Here is a 26066-nt window from a genome sequence, read left to right on the forward strand (position 1 = left end):
TATCGCCATAAGATAAATAACACATCTTTAAGATCGATAACCAACTGAGAATGAACCCTCTCCATACTTTCGACCGAGAAAAAATAGAATCAGTCAAGCCTAAAAATCCCAATTTACTCCAAAAAATTGGTTTAATCGGACCTTTTGGTGGCGGAAATTTAGGAGACGCTGCTATTCAACAAAGTATGATTAGCAATCTTCGTCGATTCAATTCCAATATACAAATCTATGGTTTTTCAATCAAACCTCAAGACACCGAATTGAGGCATGGTATTACTACTTATCCGATTAATAAAGCAGCTAATTCTGTTGACTACTGCTGGTGGAAAGGAAAAACCGAAGGGAGTTTTCCTTCTAAATTGACTAATTTTTTAATTCAGTGGAATAAAAATACTGCTAATTCTTTGGTAAGGAAAGTCGGCTCAAAAATTATCACCAATATTTTAGAAATTTTAGCATTGGTGAGGGCATATCAAAACTTTAAGCAACTAAATCTTGATAGCTTGATAGTTTCTGGGGGAGGACAACTTGATGATTATTGGGGGGGTGCTTGGGGACATCCTTTCACTTTATTAACATGGTGTTTATTTGCTAAGATTAGTGGCACAAAATTTTTGATTGTTAGCGTCGGTGCAGCACCAATTAACCAACCCTTAAGTAAGCTTTTTACGCGCATTACCCTTTCTTTAGCTGATTATCGCTCTTATCGAGACGAAGATTCTCAAAAGTATATTAGGGAGGTAGTAGGTTTTGAGCAAAACGATCCCGTATTTGCCGATCTAGCCTTTAGTTTGCCGACAGATTTTTCGCAAAAATCGCCAAAAAATCCTCAAGATCGAGAAATAATCGGTATTGGGGCAATGTCTTATTTTAATCCCAAATCTTCTTGGCCAGAAAAAGACGAAGCTGTTTATATAGACTATCTCAATAAGCTAGCAACCTTTGCTGTTTGGTTAACAGAGCAAAATTATGATTTGGCATTATTCCCTGGGCAAACTGCTCACGATAAGCTTGCAATTGAAGATTTTAAGGCATTACTAAAACAAAAGGGAGTAGCCGAAGATCGCATTATCGAAAAACCAATTTTAACCGTAGATGAGTTGATGAATCAACTAATAGACCTCGATTTTGTTATTGCTTCTCGCTTTCATGGAGTATTATTATCCCTACTGATCGATAAACCAGTACTAGCTCTTTCCTATCATCCCAAAATCGATATGCTGATGCAGGATACTGGGCAATCAAAATATTGTCTGGAGATTGATAATTTTCAAGTAGATGTCATCAAAGATAAATTTAACTCTCTTCATCGCGATCGCCAAGCCATCAAAGCACAATTGGCAAGCAAAACACAAGAATATAAATCTTCTTTAGCCAAGCAATATGACTATATCTTTAAAAACTTTTAATGCCAAAGAAAATGGCTCTCGGATGTATCAATTAATCTCCCAATTGTATCCGATCTGCCGTAGTATTACTGGTGATGGAGTAAGAAAGACACTACATATCCTCCAGGAACATATTCCTCTGGAAATATTTGAAGTGCCAACAGGAACGCAAGTATTTGATTGGACGATCCCTCAAGAATGGAATGTTCGAGATGCTTATGTCAAAAACTCCCAAGGAAAAAAAGTAATTGATTTCCAGCACCACAGTTTGCATTTGCTTAATTACAGCATTCCCATCCAACAAAAGATGTCCCTAGCCAAATTAAAAGAGCATCTTTTTTCCATCCCCGATCGCCCAGAATGGATACCATATCGTACTTCTTATTACAGCGACAACTGGGGTTTTTGCCTGACTCATAAGCAATTAGAAGCTTTAGAAGAAGATGAATATGAAGTATATATCGACACTTCTCTTGAGCCTGGACATCTAACCTACGGCGAATACTATCTATCAGGAGCAAGTGAGGAGGAAGTCTTGCTAACCTGTCATATTTGCCATCCTTCCCTGTGTAATGACAATTTATCGGGTATTTCTTTGGTAACTTTTTTAGCAGAATATTTAAAATCCCTCGATTTAAGATACTCCTACCGTTTTTTATTTATCCCTGGCACAATAGGCTCGATCGCTTGGTTGGCTTTAAACGAAGCTCGCACTGCTAAGATTAAGCACGGTTTAGTCGTCGCGGGGGTGGGAGATACGGGAAAATTTAACTACAAAAAAAGTCGTCGCGGGGATGCCCAGATAGATAAAACAGTAATTCACGTCTTGCAAAATTCAGTCAAACAATATCAAATAAACGACTTTTCTCCCTATGGTTATGACGAGCGACAATTTTGCTCTCCTGGCTTTAATTTACCCGTGGGTAGTTTGACTCGCACACCTTTTGGTCAATATCCTCAATATCATACCTCTGCTGATAACTTGGACTTTGTTAAACCAGATAAATTAGGCGAATCTCTGGCTATATATCTAGAAATTATCGATATTTTAGAAAATAACTATACCTATATCAGTACTAATCCTCAATGCGAACCTCAACTAGGAAAACGAGGATTATACGGCACTTTTGGCGGAACGCAAGATAAAAAAACTAAAGAGTTAGCAACCCTATGGGTATTGAATTTAGCAGACGGAAAACACAGTCTCTTAGATACTAGCGATCGCTCTGGCTTAGATTTTACTGTAATTCGCGATGCTGCCAATGCTTTAGTTAATGGAAACCTTTTAAAAATTAATCAATAACTATGACGATCTCTAGAGATAAAAAACAAGAGATAAATAACTTCAAGAAATCCCAAGAGTTAAAACAAAAAAGCCATCGTTTGATTCCTGGCGGGGCGCATACTTATGCCAAAGGCGACGATCAATATCCTGAATTAGCACCAGGATTTGTAGCTAGGGGCAAAGGCTGTCATGTATGGGATGTAGATGATAATAAATATATTGAATACGGCATGGGTTTGCGAGCCGTTACTTTAGGACATGGTTACGAGCCTGTAGTAGAAGCAGCCTATAAACAGATGCTCCAAGGGCTTAATTTTAACCGCCCCGCAGCGATCGAAGTCGAGTGTGCTGAAATGTTTCTCGACCTAATTGAAGGGGGAGAAATGGTCAAATTTGCCAAGAATGGCTCGGATGCGACTACTGCTGCGATTAAGCTAGCTCGTGCTTATACAGGAAGAGATCTGGTAGCTAATTGTGTCGATCATCCCTTCTTTTCCACAGATGATTGGTTTATTGGCGCGTCTGCGATGAATGCAGGTATTCCTCAAGCAATACAAGATCTATCTCTTAAGTTTAACTATAACGATATTGAAAGCGTTAAGGAATTATTTGATCGCCATCCCCATCAGATTGCTTGTCTGATTATGGAAGCGGAAAGAATGACTTTGCCGAAAAATAACTTCTTGCACGAAGTTAAACGGATCTGTCACGAAAACGGGGCATTATTTATCCTTGATGAAATTATTACGGGGTTTCGCTGGCATCTCAACGGCGCGCAAAAGCTACATAATATCGTTCCCGATCTCTCTACCTTTGGGAAGGCGATGGGGAATGGTTTTGCCATTGCAGCCTTAACGGGAAAAAGAGAAATTATGGAATTGGGAGGATTAGATCACGATCGCGAAAGGGTATTTTTACTTTCTACTACCTTCGGTGCAGAAACTTCTTGTCTGGCAGCAGCAATGGCAGTAATGAAGATCTATCAAACCGAAAATGTTGTCGAACATCTCTATCGCCAGGGAGGAAAATTAATTAAAGGCATCAATCAAGCGATCGCCGATCGCGATTTAGCAGGATATTTTGGGGTTGAAGGAAAAGCTTGTAATTTGATTTATGTTACTAAAGATTCCAACAAGAAGCGATCGCAACCCTTTCGGACTTTGTTTTTACAGGAGATAATTAAACGAGGTATTATTGCACCTTCTTTGGTAGTAAGTTTTGCTCACCAAGATAATGATATCCAACAGACAGTAGACGCTATCGGCGATGCCCTTAATGTCTATCGTCGGGCATTAGATGAAGGTGTAGAAAAATATCTAGTCGGGAGATCTGTCAAACCAGTCTTCCGTAGATATAACTAAATTTTAATAAAAAAAATAATTATGAAAGTTGTTTTATTCTGTGGTGGTTTTGGAACTCGTTTAAGAGAGCATTCCGAAACAATTCCCAAGCCAATGGTAGATATCGGTTATCGACCAATCATTTGGCACTTAATGCGTTATTACGCCCATTTTGGACACAAAGACTTTATCTTATGTCTTGGTTATCGTGGCGACTATATTAAAAATTATTTCCTTAACTACAACGAATGTTTATCAAATAACTTTGTTCTTTCTAATGGTGGCAGAACAGTACATTTATATAATAACGATATTGAAGACTGGCGCATTTCCTTCATCGATACGGGATTACAACGTAACATTGGCGAGAGGTTGATGGCTGTCAAACCCTATCTCGAAGGAGAAAGAATGTTTCTGGCTAACTATGCAGATGGTCTAAGCGATCTAGATTTAAACCTATATTTAGATAATTTCGAGCAATCTAATAAAATAGCAAGTTTCCTTTGCGTGCAGCCTTCCCAATCTTTTCATGTTGTTGCGATCGCCGATGATTCTCTGGTGGAGAAGATCGAGCCTGTTATTAAATCAAATCTGTGGATCAATGGCGGTTTCTTTGCCTTCAAACCAGAAATCTTTGACTATATAGAGTCGGGAGAAGAGTTGGTTGTCGAACCCTTTCAACGCCTAATCGCTCAAAAACAACTCCTTGGCTATAGAAATCCAGGTTTTTGGGCTTGTATGGATACCCTCAAAGAAAAAATGATGTTTGATGAGATGTACAATCAAGGAGAAATGCCTTGGGCTGTCTGGGACTCTCATTCTCAAGCGAAAAAAAACGGTAAGTCCGCCCCCAATCCCAGCTTTTATACTGTTCCCAATGGCTCATCTTATCTAGGATTAAATAATTAATCAGAGATTTAGTCCCAATATAGTATTATCTTTTCAAGCGATCGCAATGATTATAAATCATAAAAATCCATGAAAAAAGAACTAAAGACTATTGTTGTCAATGGAGTGAATGCTTCACTGGGATTATTAAATTTAAAATTAATTCGATCCAAACAACGTTTTGTAGACTATCGAGATTATATTCCTTTTGAGGAAACTATTGAAGGTGCAAAACAAAGCAACTTGTCCGTTGGAGATTATATTGATGCCAAACACAATAAGCCTGGTGCAACTCAAGATACTATAGATGAGATGACTAAACTAGGGGTGTTTGCCGAGAAAATAGACCGAGTTTGTGAAATAGGACCAGGATCGGGACGTTATTTGGATAAAGTTCTCCAACTTTGTCATCCTAGCTATTGTGAAGTTTATGAAACAGCAGAGGATTGGAAAAACTGGCTGGTTCAACAATACGACCTTATTGCTCAACCAACTGACGGCAAGTCTCTTTCTTCCACACCATCTGAATCTATTGACTTGATTCAAGCTCACAAAGTATTACCTGGACAGCCTTCTTTAATTACATTCCGCTATTTTACAGAAATGGCAAGAGTTGTAAATAAAGGAGGTAAAATCGTATTCGATATTGTAACAGAAGAATGTTTTGATGATGCTACTCTTGAGAATTGGCTTGCTACGGGTAGAGGATATCAGCATTATCCCGCTCTAATGTCTAAACAGTTTACGATTGATTTTTTTGCTCGAAGAAACTGTGCTTTTGTGGGTAGTTTTTTTATTCCCATGAAGCCAGGGAAAACTGAGTGTATGGTTTTTGCTAAAAAATAGGACATTGGTGAATCCAAGTATGACGTATAAAATGCTTTTATTCATCAATATCAACAATAATTTCTCCCCACTTTTGAAAGAGCAAAATGCTTAAACTAGATTTCAATAATTCACTGCAACAAATACTATGTCTTGGGGCTCATAGCGATGATATTGAGATTGGCTGTGGTGGTACTATTTTAAAATTAATCGAAATGTATCCCGATATCAATATATATTGGATTGTTTTTGGAGCAAAAGGAGAAAGAGAAAAAGAAGCAGTTGAAAGTGCGGCAGATTTTCTTAGTTCAGTTAAACACAAAAAAATTATCATTAAAGGATTCAAAGATGGCTTTTTTCCTTACACTGGGGCAGATATCAAACTTTACTTTGAACAACTAAAACAAGAAGTCAATCCCGATTTAATTTTGACTCATTATCAACAAGATCTACATCAAGATCATCGTCTAGTTTCCGAACTAACTAGGAATACTTTTCGCGATCATTTAATCTGGGAATATGAAATTCCTAAATATGACGGTGATTTAGCTTCACCCAATATTTTGGTTCGTTTGAGTAAGTCTATTCGCCAGCAAAAAATAGACCATTTAATGAATCATTTTAAAACTCAAAATAATAAACAATGGTTTACTGAAGAAACTTTTTCAGCGATCTTAAGAATTAGAGGTATTGAATCTAATTCCCCCGAACAATATGCAGAAGGCTTTTATTGTCGTAAGATTATTTTTTAATTCTTTCTAAATCTAATTCCATGGGGTTATAAGGAGTGCGATCGCTATTGCTAGTATTATTATTTTGGGCTATGACTGATTGAACTCCTTCAATAGTCGAAATCATGCTGCGAGGATCCATGAACATCACCTTACTGCTTCCACTATTACCTATTTCTTTGCCCATTTCTAAGTATTCTTGAGCCAAAAGAAACTGTAATGCCTCTCGTGCGTTGGGATCGTTTTGTAGTTTTTCCATCACAATCTTCATCGCTTCGGCGGTGGCTTCGGCTTTCAAGATTTGTTCTTGGCGTTCCCCTTGAGCTTTTAAAACGATCGCTTGTTGTTCGGCTTCAGCATTTAAGATAGCTGCCTTTTTCGCCGCTTCAGCTTGTAATAATTTGGCTTGAGCATCCCCTTGAGCCGAATTAATAGCAGAGTCCCGATGTCCTTCAGAGGTCAAGATATTTGCCCGTTTTTGTCTTTCTGCTGCCATTTGTAATTCCATGGAATCTTGAACGGCTTTAGAAGGCATAATATCTCTTAATTCAACCCTGGTTACTTTTACTCCCCAAGGATCGGTAGCAATATCTAATTCTCTTAAGAGAATTTCGTTAATTTCAGTACGAGCAGTAAAAGTTTGATCCAACTCTAACTTACCCATCTCCGAACGAATTTGAGTTAAAACCATATTGACCATGGCATCTCTTAAATTTTCTACTTTATAAAAAGCTTTATACATATCCATGATGCGCCAGTAGACAACAGCATCAACAGTGATACTAACATTATCGCGAGTGATACAAGACTGTGCGGGAACGTCTAAAACTTTCTCTCTGATCGTATCTTTATAAACTACTTGGTCGTAGACGGGAATGATAAAATTCAAACCTGGTTCTAATTTTCGGCGATAGCTACCCAAACCTTCAATTAAATATTCTTCTTTTTCTTTAACAATTTTGACTGAACCCTTAAGTCCAGATGCAACTAATATTGCTAACACCCAAGGTATCAACGTACCCATAATCAAATTCTCCTAATAGTTAAGTTAAGTATTGCTTTATTTATAACTTTATAACTTCAATTTTGTGGAGAGGGAGCTATTTATTCGGTTTACTTCAATCTCGATCGAGCATTTTGTTGGGTAAGATAATTAGGGTGTTTCCCTGCTTCTCAATTACGTAAACCGCTTCATTGGGAGCAATATCTCTGGTTTCATCAGCACATTTGGCTTGCCAAGAATTTCCTTCGTACAAAACTCTCCCTGTTGTTCCCGCTGGAATACCACTAATTGCTTTTGCTTCTACGTCATCTCCCGTAATTGCACTTTTACGGTGAGAATTGAGAAAACGCCTGGCAAGAACAGTCAAGCTAATAGATAAGATTAACCATAAACCCACCAATAAAGTATATTGAGGTAATAATAGAGATATTACCGCTACTACTAGTGCTGCAACGCCCATCATAAAGCTGACAAAAGCGGTGGGAAAAATTAATTCCATTAGACAGAGAATTCCCCCGATAATTGTCCAAAACAGAGTGGGATCGAGCATAATTCGTAAATCTATAAAATTATAAACTGAAAGTATTAAAGTACATCTACTAAATTATAGCTAGGGATAGAAGTCTTATATATCAATTTTATTTGATTCTTTAAATAGGTAAGATGAACGATGATTAGCGATCGCAAAAATATTTTTATTTAAGTTTTTATTTAAAACAAATATTGAGTAATACAAATAAGTGTAATAACAAGAGTAAGAATTAAATAGTTTATCTATCTATCTATCTATCTATCTATCTATCTATTTCTTTTCGGTTCAACAATTTGGTGGCAATATCGTACCAAACTTTTCGATAATTTTTATGCTCTATTTTTTCGGTTAACTGGACTCCTTTTAAATCGGGATATTGTTGGTGAAAAACAGTATCTACTTGCTTATAAAAAGCACTAGGATTGATATCCAAAGACTCGACTCTTTGATAAATATTTTTTTGCAAATCTTTTTCATTTTTGGGAAGAACAGATTCTTCTGGATTACGATTAAAATTAAAAGCAAAATTATTATTAATTCTAGTTTTAATTACAGCAAAACTAATTAATCCAGGAACTAGGAAAACCCCCGCACTAATTATTCCCCATTGCCAAGGCTTAAACTTTCTAAAATCTTCTTTTGTGGGAATATGAGTAGCTTGACGAGAGATATTTGTAGCTCTAGTCCGAAGGCGAGAAACAGTACCGTATAATCTGGAAGTGAAATTACTATTATTCTCATTGATTGAACTTTCTTGATCTGCTGGAGCAACTATTAAAGTCCTAATACGAGATACAAAACTATTAACAATATTGGTCGCACTATCCTTGAGGATAGAATCTTTTTCTTTAGTTAAAACCTGACGTACTTTTGACGCAGATTGATAGCGATCGCGCGGCTTATATGCCAACATCTTATTAAGCACTCTTTTGAAGCTGGGAGTGACTTTTGCTTGAGATTCCCAATCCCATTCTCCTTGATGACTATCATAAAGTTCGTCGGGTTGTTTGCCTGTCAATAAAACTATGGCAGTGGCTGCTAGAGAATATAAATCGCTACAGGGAAATGCTTGACCGCGACGCAATTGTTCGTCGGGAGAATAACCTTTTTTACCAATTAAAGTTATAGATTGCCCTGTTGATTTAGAAACAGCATTGGCAGCTATTTTTACACAGCCAAAATCAATTAAGGCTGTCTTACCGTCACTTTCGCGACGAATCAAATTATCGGGAGAAATATCGCGATGAATTAAGTCTGCATCATGAATATATTCGAGTACAGGAAGCAACTCCCAAATCATATCGATCACTTCTGCTTCGGTTAATTTACCCTGACGTTTTAATAATTCCCAATAACTTTCTCCTTCGATATATTCTTGGACAATAAATAGAGATTGTTTGCCATCAACACGGGTTTGCAACAGAGCTTCAAACTTGGGAATTTGGGAATGCTGTAGCTTGTAAAGTATTCCTGATTCTCTTTCAAATAAATCTTCTGCTTTGTCTAATTCGCGATCGCTTTCTACTTGGGGCGCAAATTCTTTGAGGACGCACAATTCTCTGTAGCGATGAATATCTTCGGCTAAGTAGGCTCTACCAAAGCCACCTTGACCAATCTGCTTCACAATTCGGTAGCGGTTATTGAGAATAACTCCATCGCGCAATATGGCAGAGAGTCTAGACATATACCTCAGTCTTACAATTCCAGAAAATACGGCTATTGTAACAATGGTTTTTGGAAATCAACAATATATTTTAATTATTAATTATTATGATCGTATTAGTACTGAAAACATAAATCAATTTATGGCTCAAGTTAGCTTACAGGGAATTACTCGTCATTTTGGTAACGTCACTGCCATTAAAGATATTACTTTTGATATTCCCGATCGCCAATTTTGGGTACTAGTTGGGCCTTCGGGTTGCGGAAAATCGACTATACTAAGGACGATCGCGGGACTAGAGTCTATTTCTAGCGGTAAACTATATTTGGGAAATCGTTTGGTGAATAATGTCCCCTCTAGACAGCGAGATGTAGCAATGGTGTTTCAAAACTATGCTCTTTATCCTCACATGAGCGTAGGAGAGAATTTGGCTTTTGGTTTAAAAATGCGGGGAGAAGATAAGCAAAAGATTGCTAAGAGAGTGCAGGAAGTTGCTCGCTCTTTAGATATCGAACACTTGCTCAAGCGCAAGCCAAAACAGCTCTCGGGAGGACAACAACAGCGCGTTGCCTTGGGTAGAGCGATCGCTCGTAAGCCTCAAGTATTCTTGTTAGACGAGCCTTTATCTAATTTAGATGCCCAGTTGCGCGATGATACTAGAGTCGAATTAAAGCAACTTCATCAACGACTCCAAATTACTACTGTTTATGTAACTCACGACCAAGTAGAAGCAATGACATTGGCAGATCGAGTAGTAGTGTTACACGACGGGCAAGTACAGCAAATAGGAAGTCCCCAAGCTATTTATGCTAGTCCGATTAATAGTATGGTGGCAGGATTTTTGGGCAATCCTCCGATGAATATTTTGCCCGTTACCTATAGTAATGGACGATTTATTATCTTTAACCATCAATCGATCGCCCTAAATTCGGAAACCCTACAACAATTACAACCCACTCCAGGACAAAAATTTGATTTGGGTATTCGTCCCGAAAATATTACCCTATACAGTGGCGGAGAGTCAGATCGAAGTGAAGCTTTAGCACTTCAGGTAAACTTAGTTGAGCCTTTAGGTAGAGAAACTTTGATTAAAGCAAATACACCCGAATCTAATCTTAATCTTAATTTACTTGCGGGGGCAGCTTGGCAAGGGAAAAAAGGCGATCGCATTTTAGTTAGATTCGATCCCGCAAAAATATTTATTTTTGATTCTAATAACGGTAACACTATATTTATTAATCATGGAAGCAACTAAAACTCGTACTTCTAAAAATTTTAAAAAACTCCAAGCCCGCTTACGAGGACAGGTTGGGAAAGCGATCGCCGATTATAATATGATTGAAGCAGGCGATCGAGTTATGGTGTGTCTGTCGGGAGGAAAAGATTCCTATACCATGCTCGATATGCTGTTGAGTTTGCAACGCAAAGCACCAATCGAGTTTGAGCTTTTAGCAGTTAATCTCGATCAAAAGCAACCAGGCTTTCCCCAACAAGTATTGCCAGAGTATTTAGCTTCGTTAAACCTTCCCTATCGCATCGTGGAACAAGATACCTATAGTACCGTCACCAATATAGTTCCCGAAGGGAAAACTATGTGTGGTTTATGCTCTCGTTTGCGTCGGGGTATCCTTTATCGAGTCGCCACAGAAGAAGGCATTAATAAAATTGCTTTAGGACACCATCGCGACGATATTGTCGAGACTTTATTTCTCAATATGTTTTATGGTGGCAAACTTAAAGCTATGCCTCCTAAATTACTCAGCAATGACGGACAAAATATCGTTATTCGTCCTTTAGCCTATTGCACTGAAACAGAAATACAAAAATACGCCACTGTGCGAGAATTTCCCATAATTCCCTGCAATCTATGCGGTAGTCAAGAAAATCTACAGCGAGTACAAATCAAGCAAATGTTGCAAACTTGGGAAAGAGAAACCCCAGGAAGAATTAACAATCTTTTCCGCAGTCTGCAAAATGTTACTCCTTCTCATCTAGCAGATACAGAGTTATTCGATTTCGCTGGGTTGAGCCAAAGCAAAAATGCTCATCAGAAAAACCCGTAAAGCGATCGAATTTATAGCTACCTTTATACCTTTATCTGGGTTGAGGAGAGTTAAATTTCAGTTAGGGCGATCGCCTAATTGTTCTTTGTTCATTTTCCATAATTAAATGTTTCCCTTTGTAACGAATATTTTAGTTCTTAAATACTACTTTGCAGTAATTTTGCCAATATCGATTCGTTTTTCCTGGTTTTTGGGCATCTAAAAAGCACATAACTCCTCTTAATATGTCTTAACGTGTTTTGCGATCCTCCCATATTTTTATGGGCTACAAGAACACTTCTAGTCTTTTGTCTGTACTGCCAAAGATATTTATTGTATTTCACCCCCAAACTATATCCTTTTTTTTTATATTCAAAACAAAATAAAGTATTTAAAACTACTTCTAATTTATTCAAAACAAGTTTTTATAGGGGAAAAAAGCTTGTATGCTTTTTATTTAAAAATATAAAAAAATAATTATTTACATTTTTGGTAAAAAAGACAAAACACTGATAGTTGTGTCTAATCTAGATGTCCAAAACAGTTGTTATTCCAATTTATTTGTTGCACAATGAATTCATCGAGAGAAAAACAACAACAGAAAGTTTTCTAGACTCGAACAAATTATTGAAGATAAACTCTTAGATTCAGAAAAAAAAACCATGTCTAAAATTCAATTCAACGAGCTAAACAGCACTTCTTTAGAAGTATTAAATAGCCAAGAAGTTTCCACAGTAGTTGGTGGTCGTCGTAGCTTTAACTTTAATGGCAATAGTTTTAACGACAATCGTCGTCAAGGTAATAATCTAGGTATATCTGCCAATGTATCTGTGACTAATATTCAGCTAGATAATAGTTTCGCTGGTGGTAACTTCGCTCAAATTGGTGCAGGCGCTTCTATTGGAGTCAACCAAACTAACCAATAATAACAATTTTGATTTTCAGTTAACTCTCATATTTAGAGGAAAAACCATGTCTAAAATTCAATTTAACGAACTAAACAACACTTCTTTAGAAGTACTAAATAGCCAAGAAGTTTCCGCAGTAGTTGGTGGTCGTCGTAGCTTGAACTTCAATCTAGGTAGTTTTAACGACAATCGTCGTCAAGGTAATAATTTAGGTATATCTGCCAACGTATCTGTGACTAATCTTCAGCTAGATAGTAGTTTCGCTGGTGGTAACTCGGCTTGGATTGGTGCAGGTGCTTCTATTGGAGTCAACCAAACTAACCAATAATAACAATTTTGATTTTTAGTTAACTCTCATATTTAATTAGGAAAAAACCATGTCTAAAATTCAATTCAACGAACTAAACAACACTTCTTTAGAAGTACTAAATAGCCAGGAAGTTTCCACAGTAGTTGGAGGTCGTCGTAGCTTGAACTTCAATCTAGGTAGTTTTAACGACAATCGTCGTCAAGGCAATCGTCTAGTTCTATTCGCTGACACCAGTGTTACTAATGTTCAACTATCTGATAGTGTCTTTGGTGGTAACGTTGCTCAGATTGGTGCGGGTGCTTCTATTGGAGTTAACCAAACTAACCAATAATAACAATTTCGATGACTACTTATCGAATGATAAGTAGTCATCGAAAGTTTCCCAGACTCGGACAAATTGTTAAAGATTAACTCTCATATTTAGAGGAAAAACCATGTCTAAAATTCAATTCAACGAACTAAACAACACTTCTTTAGAAGTACTAAATAGCCAGGAAGTTTCCACAGTAGTTGGAGGTCGTCGTAGCTTGAACTTCAATCTAGGTAGTTTTAACGACAATCGTCGTCAAGGCAATAACGCAATTATATTTGCTGACACCACTGTGACTAATGTTCAGCTATCCAATGGTGTTTTTGGTGGCAACTCCGCTCAGATTATTGCAGGTGCTTCTATTGGAGTCAATCAAACTAACCAATAATAATTCTGATGACGAATTCGGAAGCTAACTTCACCGCTATCTTTTGAGACTCTTTTTGCTGATGCAATTAAGTCTTTGGTTATCTAACAACCAATCTATTCATCAAGTGATTTTTGCCGAGTGAATAGATTGGTTAGACAAAGAATACTTTCAATCCTAGTAATATGTCTAAAATTCAAATTGATACAATCCCAACAGAGCCTCAATTATCTTTGTTGAGCGATACTGAAACTAACGTAGTTTTTGGTGGTCGTCGCAGTCTAGCTAACGTAAACGTGAATGTAGCTAATAATATTGGTGTTATAGTCAACCCCACTATCGTAGTCAATACTCAATTGGCTGGTAGCATCGGAAATGGTTTTGCTTCTAACTTTGCTAACATCAACATCGACAATTTTACTGGTCTGGGTCAAAGCAACTAAACTAAAAAATATTTTGTCTCACTTGCATCGATGTAGAGAGTATCGACCAGAAGTTTTTAAAATCTCCCATCGATAAATTAACTGTATTAATTATATTACCGATTTGACCTTTTTAAGGCGATCGCTTTCAAGTAATCAGGAATATAATTTTGCCTTGAGGTATTGTTTCATTACAACAGTCGAGGTGGAGATAATTTAAGTGTAGCGACTTTACTTGAGTCGCTGTGCTGCTCCACCATCTATCTTGGTCAATATTATATTTTTTATTTGTATCGCCTTTTCAATTAAAACTATTAGTTAATCTAGAAAAATGTCTAAAATAAATATCTTTGAAATTCAGCCAGCTAAATCAGAATTGAAAGTATTGAACAAGAATGAAACAGAGCTGGTTTTTGGCGGTAGAAGACGAATCCGCAATCAGTTTGTCAATCAAAGCAATACAGCTAATATCTTTATAGTTTCTAATTTGGTTAATATTCAGATAGCTTTTGGGGGAGGTAGTAACACTAGTGTTAATTCAATAACCAATAACGCAGGGGTGATTCAAACTAACAATGCCTAAGATTAGCCGTGCTACCTTAAATGTGTAGCAATTTTGCCGAATCAATGGTTGAAGTCCAGCAGTATCACAATTTACTGAAGCTACTTTAACCATTTTTTATTTAGTTAGCTACTATTACAAGTTCTTAGCTAAAGATTGATGATTTACTTCTGAAAGATCGGTAACTATTTGAAATTCTTGTAATTGTTGTTGCAGCCATTCAGAAAACAAACCAGACATAATTTGATTGTGCAATTCTTCATCTAGTTGGGGTTGAATAATCTCTTCGACTAGGATTAGGTGAACTCCCATGGAGGTAACGATAGGTTTTAACAGTTGAGGTGGAGATGCTGCAAATACCTCTGCGGATATTTCAGGTTTCAGGTTTTGTCGCTGTAATACCCCACAATAGCCACCAGAACGACGACGTGCGGGGTTTGATTCGTAAGTTCGAGCTATATCATGAAAGCTCATTTCTCCTTCTTGGAGAGCGCAAAACAATTCGATCGCCATATCCTCATCATCTAAAATTACTTCATACATAGCTGCTCCAGCATAGTTTAAGTGATTTTGAAAGAAAAAAGCTTTAACGCGATCGCTAAATAAATGATGAGCTAGTTTTTTCGTAATAATATTAGTACGCATCAAAACCTCAAACTCATCCATTGACATCTGATTGCTTTTTAACCATTGCCAAGTAGCTTCAATATTTTGTAGATCGTGGGTTATCCGAAAATCATCAGCAGCTTGCTGTAATTCTTCATCGCTAATATCAATTCCGATTTCCCTTGCTTTAGATTCAATAATCTTACAAGTAGCGATTCCTTCCAAAACTCGGTTTAACTGGCTGGAGAGTTTCAAATGATTGATAATGGTGGCGCGATCTATTTTTAGAATTGGTTTCATACTTTGCAAGTTATAGAGTTAGAACATATAAAACTCAAGGCTAGTTGCTTACTTTAGCCTGATAAAATGAGAAACACATTAAACTGATTTGTTGCACACGATTCTTACTTTAATGGTAATTCAGGGTAAAAACAAAATTTCTTTTTATAGATATTGTTTACACCCTAACTCCCTAGATAAACGAAATCTCTCAGTTTTTACAATAAGTAATACAAGCACAATATATCAATATAAGCGCAATATTATGTGACTATTAAACTGTAACTCCCTCTAGCTCATCCTCGGTAGACTCGTATAATTCCCTCAACTTATCTAACTTCTCCTCATCTGCATTCCATAAACCTCTTCCTTGAGCCTCGATCGCCCGCGCTACAATATTTCTAAAAGCTTCAGGATTGGCTTCTCGTAACTTGGTTGCCATCCCTGCATCTAAGGCATAAGTATCAACTGCTTGGTCGTATACCCAGTCGTCTTTGAAACTAGCGGTACTGCCCCAACCGATTAACGCCGTCATTCGTTGGGAGATTTCGTAAGCACCACCAGAACCCTGATCTGCCATTGCTTCCGCCCATTTAGGATTAAGTAATTTAGTGCGGTATTCCATGCGGAGTAAGTCTTTTAGCTTGCGAGGATTGGTATCTTTAGAAAAGCTTTCCACAAATGATGCTTCTACTTCCTTACCGCTTTGTTTTTCCGCAGCTAATTTCAACCCGCCAGTGTTGCCATAATATTCTTGGATGTCAGTTAAGCCGTATTCAACCGAATCTATTTCTTGAATAATTTGACTGCTAGTTGACAATAGTTGTGTTAGTACTTCTGGTCTAGCTTGTCCCTTATCTTTGCGTCCATAACTAAAAACGTTGCGGTTTTTCCAAGTGTCTGCAAGTTCGTCGCTAGATTCCCAATTACTATCTACCACTTGGTCATTTACCAAAGATCCAAAATCCCCCGCAGGGTTAGAAAACATTCTTGCACTCGCATTTTCTATTCCTTGGGCTTGTAAAGCCAAACAATGCTTGCGAATATAATTATTATCTTCTGATTCCTCGGCTTCTGCTGCCCTTCTAAACAAATCGTCTAGCAACTCAATAATATTGACAAAAGTATCGCGGAAAATACCCGATAGATTAGCTAATACATCGATGCGGGGATGCCCTAATTGTTCTACAGGTATTAGTTCATAACGCACAATGCGCCCCGTACCTTCTTTGACAGGTTCAGCCCCCACTAATTCTAGTAAAATCCCCAAAGATTCCCCTTTAGTTTTAATCGCATCCAAACCCCATAACATTACTGCTACGGTTTCGGGATACGCGCCCTTGTCCTCTAAATTCTGCTGAATAATCTTTCTGGCAATTTCTTTACCCCGTTCATAGGCAGCAGGGGAAGGCATCCGATAAGGATCTAAAGCATGGATATTTCTCCCCGTCGGTAACACTCCGCTACCATCTCGCAACAAATCGCCACCAGGGGCAGGGGGTATATATTCCCCATTCAATCCCCTTAATAAATTCACCATTTCATCCGTATTCTGCGTCAATAAATCCCTAATTTTTAACGCCTCTTCAAACTCAGAAGTAAACTTTGCGTCATCCCTTTGCGCCTCTGCGCCTCTGCGTGAGATAATTCCCTCAATCTCATCTTCCGACAATTTCCCATCAAAATACGCCTCCAAATACGATCGCAACCCTTCTACAGTCGGCTTTTCCCCCAAAACGTGCAACCCCGAAGAAAACAAACGCTGTTCCAATACTTGCAAATATTCATATACCTGCACAAAATATTGATTCAGCATATTCTTACTAAACAGTTTGGCATTCTCTACCGTAAAACTAATGCCTTGTTTCAAACCTTCCTCAAACTTACAATCTTTTTCTAAACCAGCATCCACAATCTTCTGACAAATAATCTCCCGAAGTGCCGAATTTTTGGCTGTATCCTCCCGATATTCCCCAATTAATTCCCGTAGGGCAATTAACTCTTTATATAAACCCGCACGTCCATAAGGAGGAACATTGTGAGAAACTAAAACACCATAACCCCGACGTTTTGCCAAAATAGATTCTGAGGGATTATTGGCTGCATAGATATAAAGATTAGGAATATCCCCTAGTAGAATATCCGACCAAGAATAACCCGTATTACCCAAAGGCGAACCTGGCAACCATTCTACTGTACCGTGCATTCCAAAGTGAACTATTGCATCAGCTTGATATTCGTTTTGCAACCATTTATAGAAAGCGGTGTATTGGGGATGGGGAGTTAAATCTTTCTCGAACATCAACCGCATGGGATCTCCTGCAATACCTAAAGGCGGTTGTACGCCTATCCAAATGTTACCCAATTGAATACCACCGAGTTGAAACTCATCACCGTAGGTTTTAATTCCCGTACCCGTTAAAGACTGCCATTGTTTTTCTACTCTATGGGTTTGCAGATATCCCAACCATTTTGCTAAAGTACGAACGTTTACCTGATTTACAGGGGTAACAGATTCATCGGCTTCTTTTACCTGCTTAATTATCTCTTCGCCATCTTGGGGTAACTCTCCTACGTCATAACCCTGGGCTTTCAATGAGTGAAGTAAGTTTAGTAAACTCTTGGGGACATTTAATAGTGCTGCTGTACCTGCTGCGCCATAGCCAGGAGGAAAATTGTATAGAATAACCGCTAGCTTTCTTTCTGGTGTCGGAGTCTGACGTAAACCAATCCAGTTTTTGAGTCTCCCTGTCAGACGGTGGAGTCTTTCGGGTACTAGATATATATCCTCTCCTACTAAACCACCCAAAGGTACAGTATCGATCGCCCCATCTAATTCGGGTAAAGAATATAACACCACACTCTGTAAACCACCTATTCCCTGACGAGTCCAGGAATGGATATCTTGTATTAATAGAGGTGCAGCTACTATATAAGGTACGTTTTTCGCAGTGAGGATACGTTTAGCTACTTCTACCTGTCTTCCTGCTTCCATCGAACCCGCAGGACCTCCAACTAAGGGAAAGCCAATGGTAGAAACGATCGCATCTACTTTGACTGCATCATCTTTTAAGGAAAGGATTTCTTTATTACCCTGCTGTCTTTGTACTTGTTCGTAGTCGGTAGTCAGCCAATCACGGACAATTACATGACCTTCTACACCATTGATAAATACGGGGAGGGGAATTAATCCCTGGGATTCAAAATGTTTAATTAACTGGAGAATATAGGGTTGTTTGGTGATGACGTGTTTACGGTATAACAATATGCCGATGGTTGGTAGTAGGGGCTGTTCGCGAACAGCCCCTACATGGTTGTGATACCATTCCAGATAATCCTGGGGCGAGGTAAAATATCCCTGGTATTCAGGATGTAGTAAACCCATATTAGGGGTTTCAATGGGTTGGGGTATTTCTCCCACTTCTAATCCTAAATATTTTTCTGCCAGCGTCCAACACATCGAAGCTACATTCTCTGTCCCTCCTGCATTCCAGTAACCATAAATAATTAACCAGTTACGTAAATCCTGTACTTTTTTACCAGGAATGTATTTAAGTAATTTGGGTCCTGTTTTAAGAAAGCTAATATAGCCAGCTAACTTATCTTCTTCCTTGCTATTACCAAACTTACTGAGGATAAATTTAACAGGTTTGGGCATTCCCTTGGGTTGATCGCCGATCGCAAATTTACCCAAGCGAGTTAGACTAATTAATTCTATAGCCGACTCAAATACTAACCTAATGGGAATATCTTGAACTCTTTCCCGCAACCAAATAACTTGGTCGTAATCAAAAACTAAACTAGCAAAAAAGACATCCGCAGACTTAAGCGCAGTTTCTACCTGATCAGGGGAAGTGGTAATATCGCGATCGCTAAAAAAGATCACTTCCAACCCTTTACACCTCCCCATCGCCATTTCAGCAGCTTGACGATATAGATTAGCGTTAAAAGATTCAAATCCTGCGATCGCAACAATCCGTTTCATATACCCTACTGCTTAAAGTTTCTTTATATATCCTTATCTAGATTGTAAGAAAATCTGAGAAAAATGGGATCGAGGAAAAAGCGATCGCAGTTATAAGTTGTGGTTGATAATTAGATGGAATAAAAAACAGAACAGTATATTACTAGCAATTTATATATTTAATTAGATTTTGATTTCCGCTCAAGAATATCTTTAATAAAGCGATTTTCTCTAAAATAAATTAATATTTTACTCATCAAGTTGTGATGTTTTCAAAGCAAAAGGAAGACTTGAAACACTACTATTATCCTCAAGCATTTTAGCTTCCTTAATCAAAGTAGCAGTTTGCGCTAATACTTCAGGAGTAGTCGCTTCTTGTTGTCTAAACATACCAATGATACCCTGTTCGTAATTAGATGCGATCGCCAAAAAAGCCCCACCTAAAATATAAATTGGCAACGGCAAAATAAACTGTTTCAGCCAAATACCAAACTCAGCCAAAACAAACAAAATCCCTACTCCAACCAACCAAGCTTTAAGCATTACTCAACTCCCTAATTATTTACTTATTACTCATTACTCATTACTTAAAAAAATCACCATCCCCAGCTACCCGCACTACCCTTAAAAGGCCTTACAATATCTTGAGTAATCCAGCCACCATAAAAATTACCTACTTGCGCTGTAACTAATTCCCCATCAACATAGCAAGCATCCATTTTACTCGGATAAAAAGCAACATAATTTTTAATGGCTTCAAAATTCTCTGCGGGTTGAGCATAATACCAACCTGCATTAGCTACTTTCTTCTCTCCCACTACCAAATCATAATAGCCAGCAAATCCCTTCCATTCACAAAAGGAGCGTTGAGAGCTTGCCGAATAAAGATACTCTGTTTTAATATCTTCAGGGGGAATATAGTAAACAGGAGGATGACTAGTTTCTAATATTCGATAGGTATTGGAGCTATTTGCGATCGCAATATCGTTAAAGATAATTTTAATTTGTTTGGGAGACTTCTCTAAACGGGGTGGACGGGGATAATCCCATACTGATTCTTGTCCTGGCTGTGGCTCAATTCTCTCTGGATGATTCATTATACTTGTCAGTGATTAAGTGTCCTCAAAAGAAGATAAATTTTCAATGATTACCCTTGGACTATCTGCTTGATTGTAGTAAAGGTTTCGACGCTAATTAATCCTTGGCGATATCCTTTTTGATTGGACATTCCTAAAAACACATCTTCTCCTCCTTCTGGGTTGCGGGAAAATCTGGGAGACGTATTAATATAAACCAAAGCACTATCTACATCTCGCACAAACTGACGACATTCTCGATAAGATTCAGTTACAATGGAGTCTGCATGACCGCTACTATAGCGATTAATCCAAGAGACAGCTTGAGGTAAGTTTTCAACAAACCGAAATGCGACGATCTTACGCAAATATGGTCTGCGCCATTCTCCAGACTCCATTAAACTTAGATATTCAGGAAAGGCTTCAACTAATACTTCGTCACCACGTAAATGAAAACCTTGTTGTTGCAGACTATTAAATAAAGCTTGCAATGCAGGGGATTTAATATTGTGATTGACCAATACCTTTTCGATCGCATTAACCGCATCAGGCTCGCTATCGTGACTATCAACCACTACTTGACGAATTAGATCCAAATTCCCACTAATCGACCAATATAAATAGCAATTGCCGATAGTAGTCTTCAATACTGTGGCTGTTGCTTTTTCAGCCACTTGTTGTACCAAACTAGGACGACCATAGGGTATTACTAAATTAAGATAGCGATCTTGGGTAACTAATTCTTGAACAGAAATTCCTGAATCAGGAGAGATTGCCCCAAAGGAATTTGGCGGTAAATCCGCAGCAGCCAAGGATTTCTGTAGAATATTAGCGATCGCTTGATTGGAATTACTAGCCGCACTACATCCTCTAGCGATCAGACTATTCCCCGTCTTGAGGCACATCCCCGCTGCAATTGCTGCTAATTCCGGGAATGCTTCGTAAACCAAAGCTATTGTACCCAAAGGAATTAACTGACAATAAGTCTGAGATGGCTCTAGCTGATAGGATGCGTTAATCAAACGCCTTGTGGGATCTGCCGATTTTGATAATTGTTTCAAAATTGAAACCGTCATTTCCAATCTTTCTGGAGTTAATTTCAGCCAATCTGCAATTGGTTCGGCGATCGCCATTTCTCGACTCATTTCTAAGTCTAAGGTATTGGCTTCTAATATTTCATCAAAACTACTACCAATCGCTTTAGCTAGTATTGATACTCCCAGCCTTCTTTTTGCTGCTGATGTTTGAGCCAATTGAGTGGCTGCTTTATGAGATTCTCGAACTATATTCAATACTTTGCTTGATGAACTACTTTGCATTGCTTTTCCGTTAATGCCGATAGGCTACAAACAGCGTCAGTATCAGCAGTATAGTCACAACTAGAAATAACACTGCCCAAGAAATGATACTCTGGCTACTGAGCCAACGCAATACTAACGGCAAGAGAACTATCGCCACAATAATTGAAGCTAAAGCCAAAAGAGCCATTGTAGATAAATAACTCTGCGTCCAACGAGCATAGGCATTTTTCCAGCGATTCCCCGTCCATCGCCAAGATTTCTTTTGATAGATGGAGGATAGCTGCTCGATTATCTGACCATCTTTTTTGACCACAAAAATCTGCTGACAACGATCGCATCCCAAGGCTTCAGTCAACACAATTGGTTTTAAGTTGCCTTTTCGTCGACAAGGACATGGATACTCGCTGCTTAGATCTATTTTCTGTATTTTGTATGAACGCACGCTTAGTCGATGGGGATTATTAGAAGTTAACTGCTAGATATACTTTTACGATAATTTATCAAAATAAATATATTACCTATTTACGATCTTCCCAGCAGCCTTAAGCTTTATTTTAATAAAGTCGCAAGACCAGGATTAACAATTACTTGCCAAGTTATTGAATCTTTATACATATAAGCGGGTGACGCGATTCGAACGCGCGACATTCACCTTGGCAAGGTGACGCTCTACCACTGAGCTACACCCGCATTAAAACAAAGTCAACTCTCAAAAGAGATATTAGATTTGCTTGCCGATAATCATTATGGCAGATGGCGAAATTTTTATCAAGGAATTTCCCAGATATATTTCAAAAACTACTATTAATATTAAGTTTGAATGCAGGATTTCAATCTTCTGATTCAACTATCACGGGGAAATCACCAGATCTTTCTGAAGGAATGGCAGCAATAATGGCATCAATAACTTTAGAAATGGGGATGATTTCTAAACCCATATCGCTCGGAAAACTTTGACCCTTCGGCACGATCGCTTTTTTAAAGCCTAATTTAGCAGCTTCTTTAAGGCGCAATTCCATTTGAGAAACTAGGCGGACTTGTCCCCCTAAACCAACTTCTCCAATTAATACGGTGCGGGGATCGACCACGCGATCGCGAAAACTGGCGACAATAGCGATCGCAACTCCCAAATCCGCAGCGGGTTCACCAACTCCCAACCCCCCCACAGAAGCCACATAAGCATCCAGTTTGGATAGAGGCACGCCGACTCTTTTTTCTAGCACTGCTAGGATCTGCTGGAGACGATTGTAATCGATACCTGTCGTCGAACGACGGGGAGACGTATAACTAGTGGGGCTGACTAAAGCTTGAATCTCCACTACAATTGGGCGAGTCCCCTCGCAAGCTACCACAATCGACGTACCAGGAGAAGCTTCATCGCGATTGCCCAGAAACAATTCAGAAGGATTATCTACTTCGACCAAACCACTTTGAGCCATTTCAAAAATACCTATTTCGTGGGTTGCACCAAAACGATTTTTAACCGAACGCAACAAACGATGGGAAGCATAGCGATCGCCTTCAAAATAGAGTACCGTATCTACTAAGTGTTCTAATACTCTAGGCCCTGCGATCGCTCCTTCTTTGGTAACGTGACCGACGATGAGCATGGTAATGTTCTCTCTTTTTCCCACTTGCATTAATGCGGAAGTACATTCTCTGACTTGGGCTACCGAACCAGGAGAAGAAGTCAAAGCAGCAAAGTGTAGAGTTTGGATACTATCAATCACTGCTACCTGGGGTTTTAATGATTCGAGTTCCCTTAAAATCTCCTCCAAATCGGTTTCTGGCATAACATAAAGATTATTTTCTCTTTTAGTAGCAGCTTTACCGTTTTTCTTACCGTTACCATTTTCTATTTCAGTTTCTTCTTCTCCCACATCCAAACGAGATGCTCGCAATTTAACCTGTTGTCCCGATTCCTCTGCCGATACATAAAGGATGCGAGGAAGGCTATGAGATAACTTATTCGCTACCTGTAACAGTAAGGTAGACTTCCCAATGCCAGGATCTCCCCCAATCAAAACTAGAGAACCAGGCACAATTCCTCCACCCAAGACGCGATCAAATTCGTTATAGCCAGAAGGAAATCTTTCCTGTTCGTCATTATTTATTTGGGAAAATTTCAAAGACATTCTAGGTTTAGCAACCCCAGAATGTCTGCTATTCGCCCTCGTACCAGATTGCCAGCCACCTCCTTTGGTATAGCCCCCACCCCCAGGGGAAACTTCTACGGGTTCTTCGGAAATCGTGCCAAATTCGTTACACTCTTTGCATAATCCAAACCACTGACTATATTCAGCAGCGCATTCATTACAAATATATATCTGTTTAGCTTTAGCCATTTTCTTAAGAAAAATTAGAGATTTAAAGAAAAAAAATAATAAGTTAGTAAACTTAATGGGTAATACAAATTTAATCCTAAGAAATTTCAAGACATTCAAAGATAAATTAAATCAGGAAATACTTGAAAAATGAGAGAATTGTTAAGATAATCGCCATAAACTAGGTAGTCTGTTTCACTAGAGAGCAACAACGGGATAATCTAGAAGGTAAAGGTAATAAAAATTTAACTTAAATATCAGTAATTTTACTTAAACAAGGAGTGTATATTAACTTGGAGACTAATAAAGAAAAAATTTTAGTGGTAGATGACGAAGCTAGTATTCGCCGTATTTTAGAAACGCGCCTTTCGATGATTGGTTATGATGTAGTAACGGCTGCTGATGGAGAAGAAGCTCTAGAAACTTTTCGTACCGCCGAACCTAGTTTAGTCGTCTTAGATGTGATGATGCCTAAACTTGACGGTTATGGAGTCTGCCAAGAACTGCGCAAAGAATCTGATATTCCTATTATTATGTTGACCGCTTTGGGCGACGTTGCCGATCGCATCACAGGCTTGGAACTCGGTGCAGATGATTATGTTGTCAAGCCTTTTTCTCCTAAAGAATTGGAAGCTAGAATTCGCTCTGTATTGCGTCGAGTTGAAAAAAATGGCGCGCCAGGAATTCCTAGTTCGGGGGTAATTCACGTAGGCTCGATTAAAATCGATACCAATAAGCGTCAAGTATATAAAGGTGACGAACGCATTCGTCTGACTGGCATGGAATTTAGTTTGTTAGAGTTATTGGTAAGTCGCTCTGGAGAGCCTTTCTCTCGTTCAGAAATTCTCCAAGAAGTATGGGGCTATACTCCAGAACGTCATGTAGATACTCGTGTAGTAGACGTTCATATTTCTCGTCTGCGCGCCAAATTGGAAGACGATCCTAGCAACCCCGAATTAATTTTGACTGCTAGAGGTACAGGCTATTTGTTTCAACGTATTTTAGAAGCGGGAGAAGAATAAGTTTCATCAGAATAGACGGGCTTATCTTAAAAGGAAAGAGGCTGAGAATTGATCAGTCTTTGCCCTTTTTTTTTAGGCATTTTTTCGTAAAGCTTTGTTGCATTGTCTTGAGAAAAAGAGACTTGAAAGGGACTCAGTTTTTATTCTGGTAACAAGGCATACTGTATATAGCAATAATTATATGTTCGCGCCCTTTAAAGAATATTTAGAAGAAGAACTTTTTAATCGTTTCGATCTCCGCAGTCGTTCTATTCCTGCGGGATTGGAATCTAATGTTAGTGCTAGGGGAAAAAATCCTGCAACTATTCAGAGTTGGTGTTATCAATCCGAACAATTAAGAAAAATTCGCTATTCTTATATCGATGCGGGAGAAACCGCTCAAGTATTTAATAGTGTTATTTATCCAGCTCATAAATACGATGTTCCTTTGTTGGGGGTAGATTTTCTCTCTTTTGGGAAAAAGAAAATCCTGATAGTGATGGACTTTCAGCCATTATTCCGCGATCGCGCCTATGTCGATAAGTATATTGAGCCAATGGCAGAGATACGGGATAAATACAACGAACTAGCCCAGAATTTGGAAATGAAATTCTACGATGCTAATCAGTATTTTTCTAAATATTTGCTGTTTGCCAAACTCGATTCGGAAACCGTGGTAAACAGTCTGTTTCCCGCTTTTCAAGAATATCTGGAATTATATTGGCAAATGTTAGATCAAGCCGAGCCTCTAACTAAGCCAGAAGATATTCAACGTATTGTAGAAGCTCAAAAAGAATACGACCAATATAGTGCGGAGAGAGATCCCGCTCACGGTTTATTTAGTAGCTATTTTGGATCGGAATGGTCGGAGAAATTCTTGTATGAATTCTTATTTGAAGATGCTTCTCCCCTAGCAGTATCTGCTCCCAAACATTAAAT

26 protein-coding genes and 1 tRNA gene are annotated in these 26066 nt (G+C 38.4%); 16 read left to right on the plus strand and 11 right to left on the minus strand.

Annotated elements, in window-relative coordinates:
- The first annotated feature begins 50 nt into the window (after positions 1 to 50).
- The 6 genes from I4641_RS07210 (at position 51) to I4641_RS07235 (ending at position 6478) form a co-directional block, all read left to right on the plus strand.
- On the plus strand, positions 51 to 1409 hold the full coding sequence (locus I4641_RS07210) for a polysaccharide pyruvyl transferase family protein (RefSeq protein WP_229639804.1): 1359 nt from the start codon (positions 51 to 53) through the stop codon (positions 1407 to 1409).
- The gene (locus I4641_RS07215) at positions 1384 to 2691 is read left to right on the plus strand and encodes a DUF4910 domain-containing protein (RefSeq protein ID WP_229639805.1); all 1308 of its coding nucleotides are present in this window, start codon (positions 1384 to 1386) and stop codon (positions 2689 to 2691) included. Before I4641_RS07210 ends, I4641_RS07215 begins: the two co-directional genes overlap by 26 nt.
- 2 nt (positions 2692 to 2693) lie before the next feature.
- Positions 2694 to 4034, plus strand: a complete 1341-nt coding sequence (locus tag I4641_RS07220; protein WP_229639806.1) for a glutamate-1-semialdehyde 2,1-aminomutase — start codon at positions 2694 to 2696, stop codon at positions 4032 to 4034.
- Positions 4035 to 4055: 21 nt separating this feature from the next.
- Positions 4056 to 4922 (plus strand): glucose-1-phosphate cytidylyltransferase, encoded by an 867-nt coding sequence (locus tag I4641_RS07225; protein ID WP_229639807.1) that lies wholly within the window; start codon positions 4056 to 4058, stop codon positions 4920 to 4922.
- 69 nt (positions 4923 to 4991) lie between these two features.
- Entirely contained in the window at positions 4992 to 5747 is a 756-nt protein-coding gene (locus tag I4641_RS07230) for a hypothetical protein (protein ID WP_229639808.1), read from the plus strand.
- 86 nt (positions 5748 to 5833) lie between these two features.
- Positions 5834 to 6478, plus strand: a complete 645-nt coding sequence (locus tag I4641_RS07235) for a PIG-L deacetylase family protein (RefSeq protein ID WP_229639809.1) — start codon at positions 5834 to 5836, stop codon at positions 6476 to 6478.
- Here the strand turns inward: I4641_RS07235 and I4641_RS07240 are convergent.
- From I4641_RS07240 to I4641_RS07250, 3 genes are all read right to left on the minus strand, one after another.
- Positions 6468 to 7481 (minus strand): SPFH domain-containing protein, encoded by a 1014-nt coding sequence (locus I4641_RS07240; RefSeq protein WP_229639810.1) that lies wholly within the window; start codon positions 7479 to 7481, stop codon positions 6468 to 6470. The genes I4641_RS07235 and I4641_RS07240 overlap by 11 nt on opposite strands.
- A 94-nt stretch (positions 7482 to 7575) precedes the next feature.
- On the minus strand, positions 7576 to 8010 hold the full coding sequence (locus I4641_RS07245) for an NfeD family protein (RefSeq protein WP_229639811.1): 435 nt from the start codon (positions 8008 to 8010) through the stop codon (positions 7576 to 7578).
- Positions 8011 to 8254: 244 nt separating this feature from the next.
- Entirely contained in the window at positions 8255 to 9676 is a 1422-nt protein-coding gene (locus tag I4641_RS07250) for a serine/threonine-protein kinase (RefSeq protein WP_229639812.1), read from the minus strand.
- 121 nt (positions 9677 to 9797) lie between these two features.
- Here I4641_RS07250 and I4641_RS07255 point away from each other — a divergent pair, with 121 nt between their 5' ends.
- The 8 genes from I4641_RS07255 (at position 9798) to I4641_RS07290 (ending at position 14597) form a co-directional block, all read left to right on the plus strand.
- Positions 9798 to 10910, plus strand: a complete 1113-nt coding sequence (locus I4641_RS07255; protein ID WP_229639813.1) for an ABC transporter ATP-binding protein — start codon at positions 9798 to 9800, stop codon at positions 10908 to 10910.
- The gene (gene ttcA / locus I4641_RS07260; RefSeq protein WP_229639814.1) at positions 10897 to 11718 is read left to right on the plus strand and encodes a tRNA 2-thiocytidine(32) synthetase TtcA; all 822 of its coding nucleotides are present in this window, start codon (positions 10897 to 10899) and stop codon (positions 11716 to 11718) included. Before I4641_RS07255 ends, ttcA begins: the two co-directional genes overlap by 14 nt.
- A 641-nt stretch (positions 11719 to 12359) precedes the next feature.
- The gene (locus I4641_RS07265) at positions 12360 to 12623 is read left to right on the plus strand and encodes a hypothetical protein (RefSeq protein WP_229639815.1); all 264 of its coding nucleotides are present in this window, start codon (positions 12360 to 12362) and stop codon (positions 12621 to 12623) included.
- 46 nt (positions 12624 to 12669) lie between these two features.
- The gene (locus I4641_RS07270) at positions 12670 to 12933 is read left to right on the plus strand and encodes a hypothetical protein (RefSeq protein ID WP_229639816.1); all 264 of its coding nucleotides are present in this window, start codon (positions 12670 to 12672) and stop codon (positions 12931 to 12933) included.
- A gap of 49 nt (positions 12934 to 12982) precedes the next feature.
- Positions 12983 to 13246: a hypothetical protein gene (locus I4641_RS07275; protein ID WP_229639817.1), complete on the plus strand. Its 264-nt coding sequence runs from the start codon at positions 12983 to 12985 to the stop codon at positions 13244 to 13246.
- A 103-nt stretch (positions 13247 to 13349) separates the two neighbouring features.
- Positions 13350 to 13613 (plus strand): hypothetical protein, encoded by a 264-nt coding sequence (locus tag I4641_RS07280; RefSeq protein ID WP_229639818.1) that lies wholly within the window; start codon positions 13350 to 13352, stop codon positions 13611 to 13613.
- A gap of 164 nt (positions 13614 to 13777) precedes the next feature.
- Complete coding sequence (locus I4641_RS07285) at positions 13778 to 14035, plus strand: hypothetical protein (protein ID WP_229639819.1); 258 nt, start codon at positions 13778 to 13780, stop codon at positions 14033 to 14035.
- A 310-nt stretch (positions 14036 to 14345) separates the two neighbouring features.
- Entirely contained in the window at positions 14346 to 14597 is a 252-nt protein-coding gene (locus tag I4641_RS07290) for a hypothetical protein (protein ID WP_229639820.1), read from the plus strand.
- Positions 14598 to 14711: 114 nt separating this feature from the next.
- On the opposite strand, the gene I4641_RS07295 is transcribed toward I4641_RS07290, so the two are convergent.
- The 8 genes from I4641_RS07295 to radA form a co-directional block, all read right to left on the minus strand.
- Positions 14712 to 15482 carry a peptidylprolyl isomerase gene (locus I4641_RS07295; protein WP_229639821.1) on the minus strand — a complete coding sequence of 257 codons (771 nt, stop codon included), beginning with the start codon at positions 15480 to 15482 and terminating at the stop codon, positions 14712 to 14714.
- A gap of 253 nt (positions 15483 to 15735) precedes the next feature.
- Complete coding sequence (gene bchH, locus I4641_RS07300; protein ID WP_229639822.1) at positions 15736 to 19446, minus strand: magnesium chelatase subunit H; 3711 nt, start codon at positions 19444 to 19446, stop codon at positions 15736 to 15738.
- A gap of 228 nt (positions 19447 to 19674) precedes the next feature.
- Positions 19675 to 19968 (minus strand): hypothetical protein, encoded by a 294-nt coding sequence (locus I4641_RS07305; protein ID WP_229639823.1) that lies wholly within the window; start codon positions 19966 to 19968, stop codon positions 19675 to 19677.
- 53 nt (positions 19969 to 20021) lie between these two features.
- Positions 20022 to 20522 carry a DUF427 domain-containing protein gene (locus I4641_RS07310; RefSeq protein ID WP_229639824.1) on the minus strand — a complete coding sequence of 167 codons (501 nt, stop codon included), beginning with the start codon at positions 20520 to 20522 and terminating at the stop codon, positions 20022 to 20024.
- A gap of 50 nt (positions 20523 to 20572) precedes the next feature.
- Entirely contained in the window at positions 20573 to 21820 is a 1248-nt protein-coding gene (locus I4641_RS07315; RefSeq protein WP_229639825.1) for a glutamate-5-semialdehyde dehydrogenase, read from the minus strand.
- 10 nt (positions 21821 to 21830) lie between these two features.
- On the minus strand, positions 21831 to 22244 hold the full coding sequence (locus tag I4641_RS07320; RefSeq protein ID WP_369426735.1) for a hypothetical protein: 414 nt from the start codon (positions 22242 to 22244) through the stop codon (positions 21831 to 21833).
- A gap of 176 nt (positions 22245 to 22420) precedes the next feature.
- Positions 22421 to 22492: transfer RNA gene (locus tag I4641_RS07325), tRNA-Gly, on the minus strand.
- 140 nt (positions 22493 to 22632) lie between these two features.
- Positions 22633 to 24147, minus strand: coding sequence for a DNA repair protein RadA (gene radA, locus I4641_RS07330; protein WP_229639827.1), 1515 nt, complete (start codon positions 24145 to 24147; stop codon positions 22633 to 22635).
- Between the two features lie 260 nt (positions 24148 to 24407).
- Between radA and rpaB the strand changes: the two genes are divergently transcribed.
- Both rpaB and I4641_RS07340 read left to right on the plus strand, forming a co-directional pair.
- Positions 24408 to 25148: a response regulator transcription factor RpaB gene (gene rpaB, locus I4641_RS07335; RefSeq protein ID WP_369426736.1), complete on the plus strand. Its 741-nt coding sequence runs from the start codon at positions 24408 to 24410 to the stop codon at positions 25146 to 25148.
- Positions 25149 to 25329: 181 nt separating this feature from the next.
- Positions 25330 to 26064, plus strand: coding sequence for a 15,16-dihydrobiliverdin:ferredoxin oxidoreductase (locus I4641_RS07340; RefSeq protein ID WP_229639828.1), 735 nt, complete (start codon positions 25330 to 25332; stop codon positions 26062 to 26064).
- Positions 26065 to 26066 lie beyond the last annotated feature (2 nt).

It is taken from the genome of Waterburya agarophytonicola KI4 (genome assembly GCF_020640915.1).
In the GTDB taxonomy this organism is placed as follows: Bacteria; Cyanobacteriota; Cyanobacteriia; order Cyanobacteriales; family Xenococcaceae; genus Waterburya; species Waterburya agarophytonicola.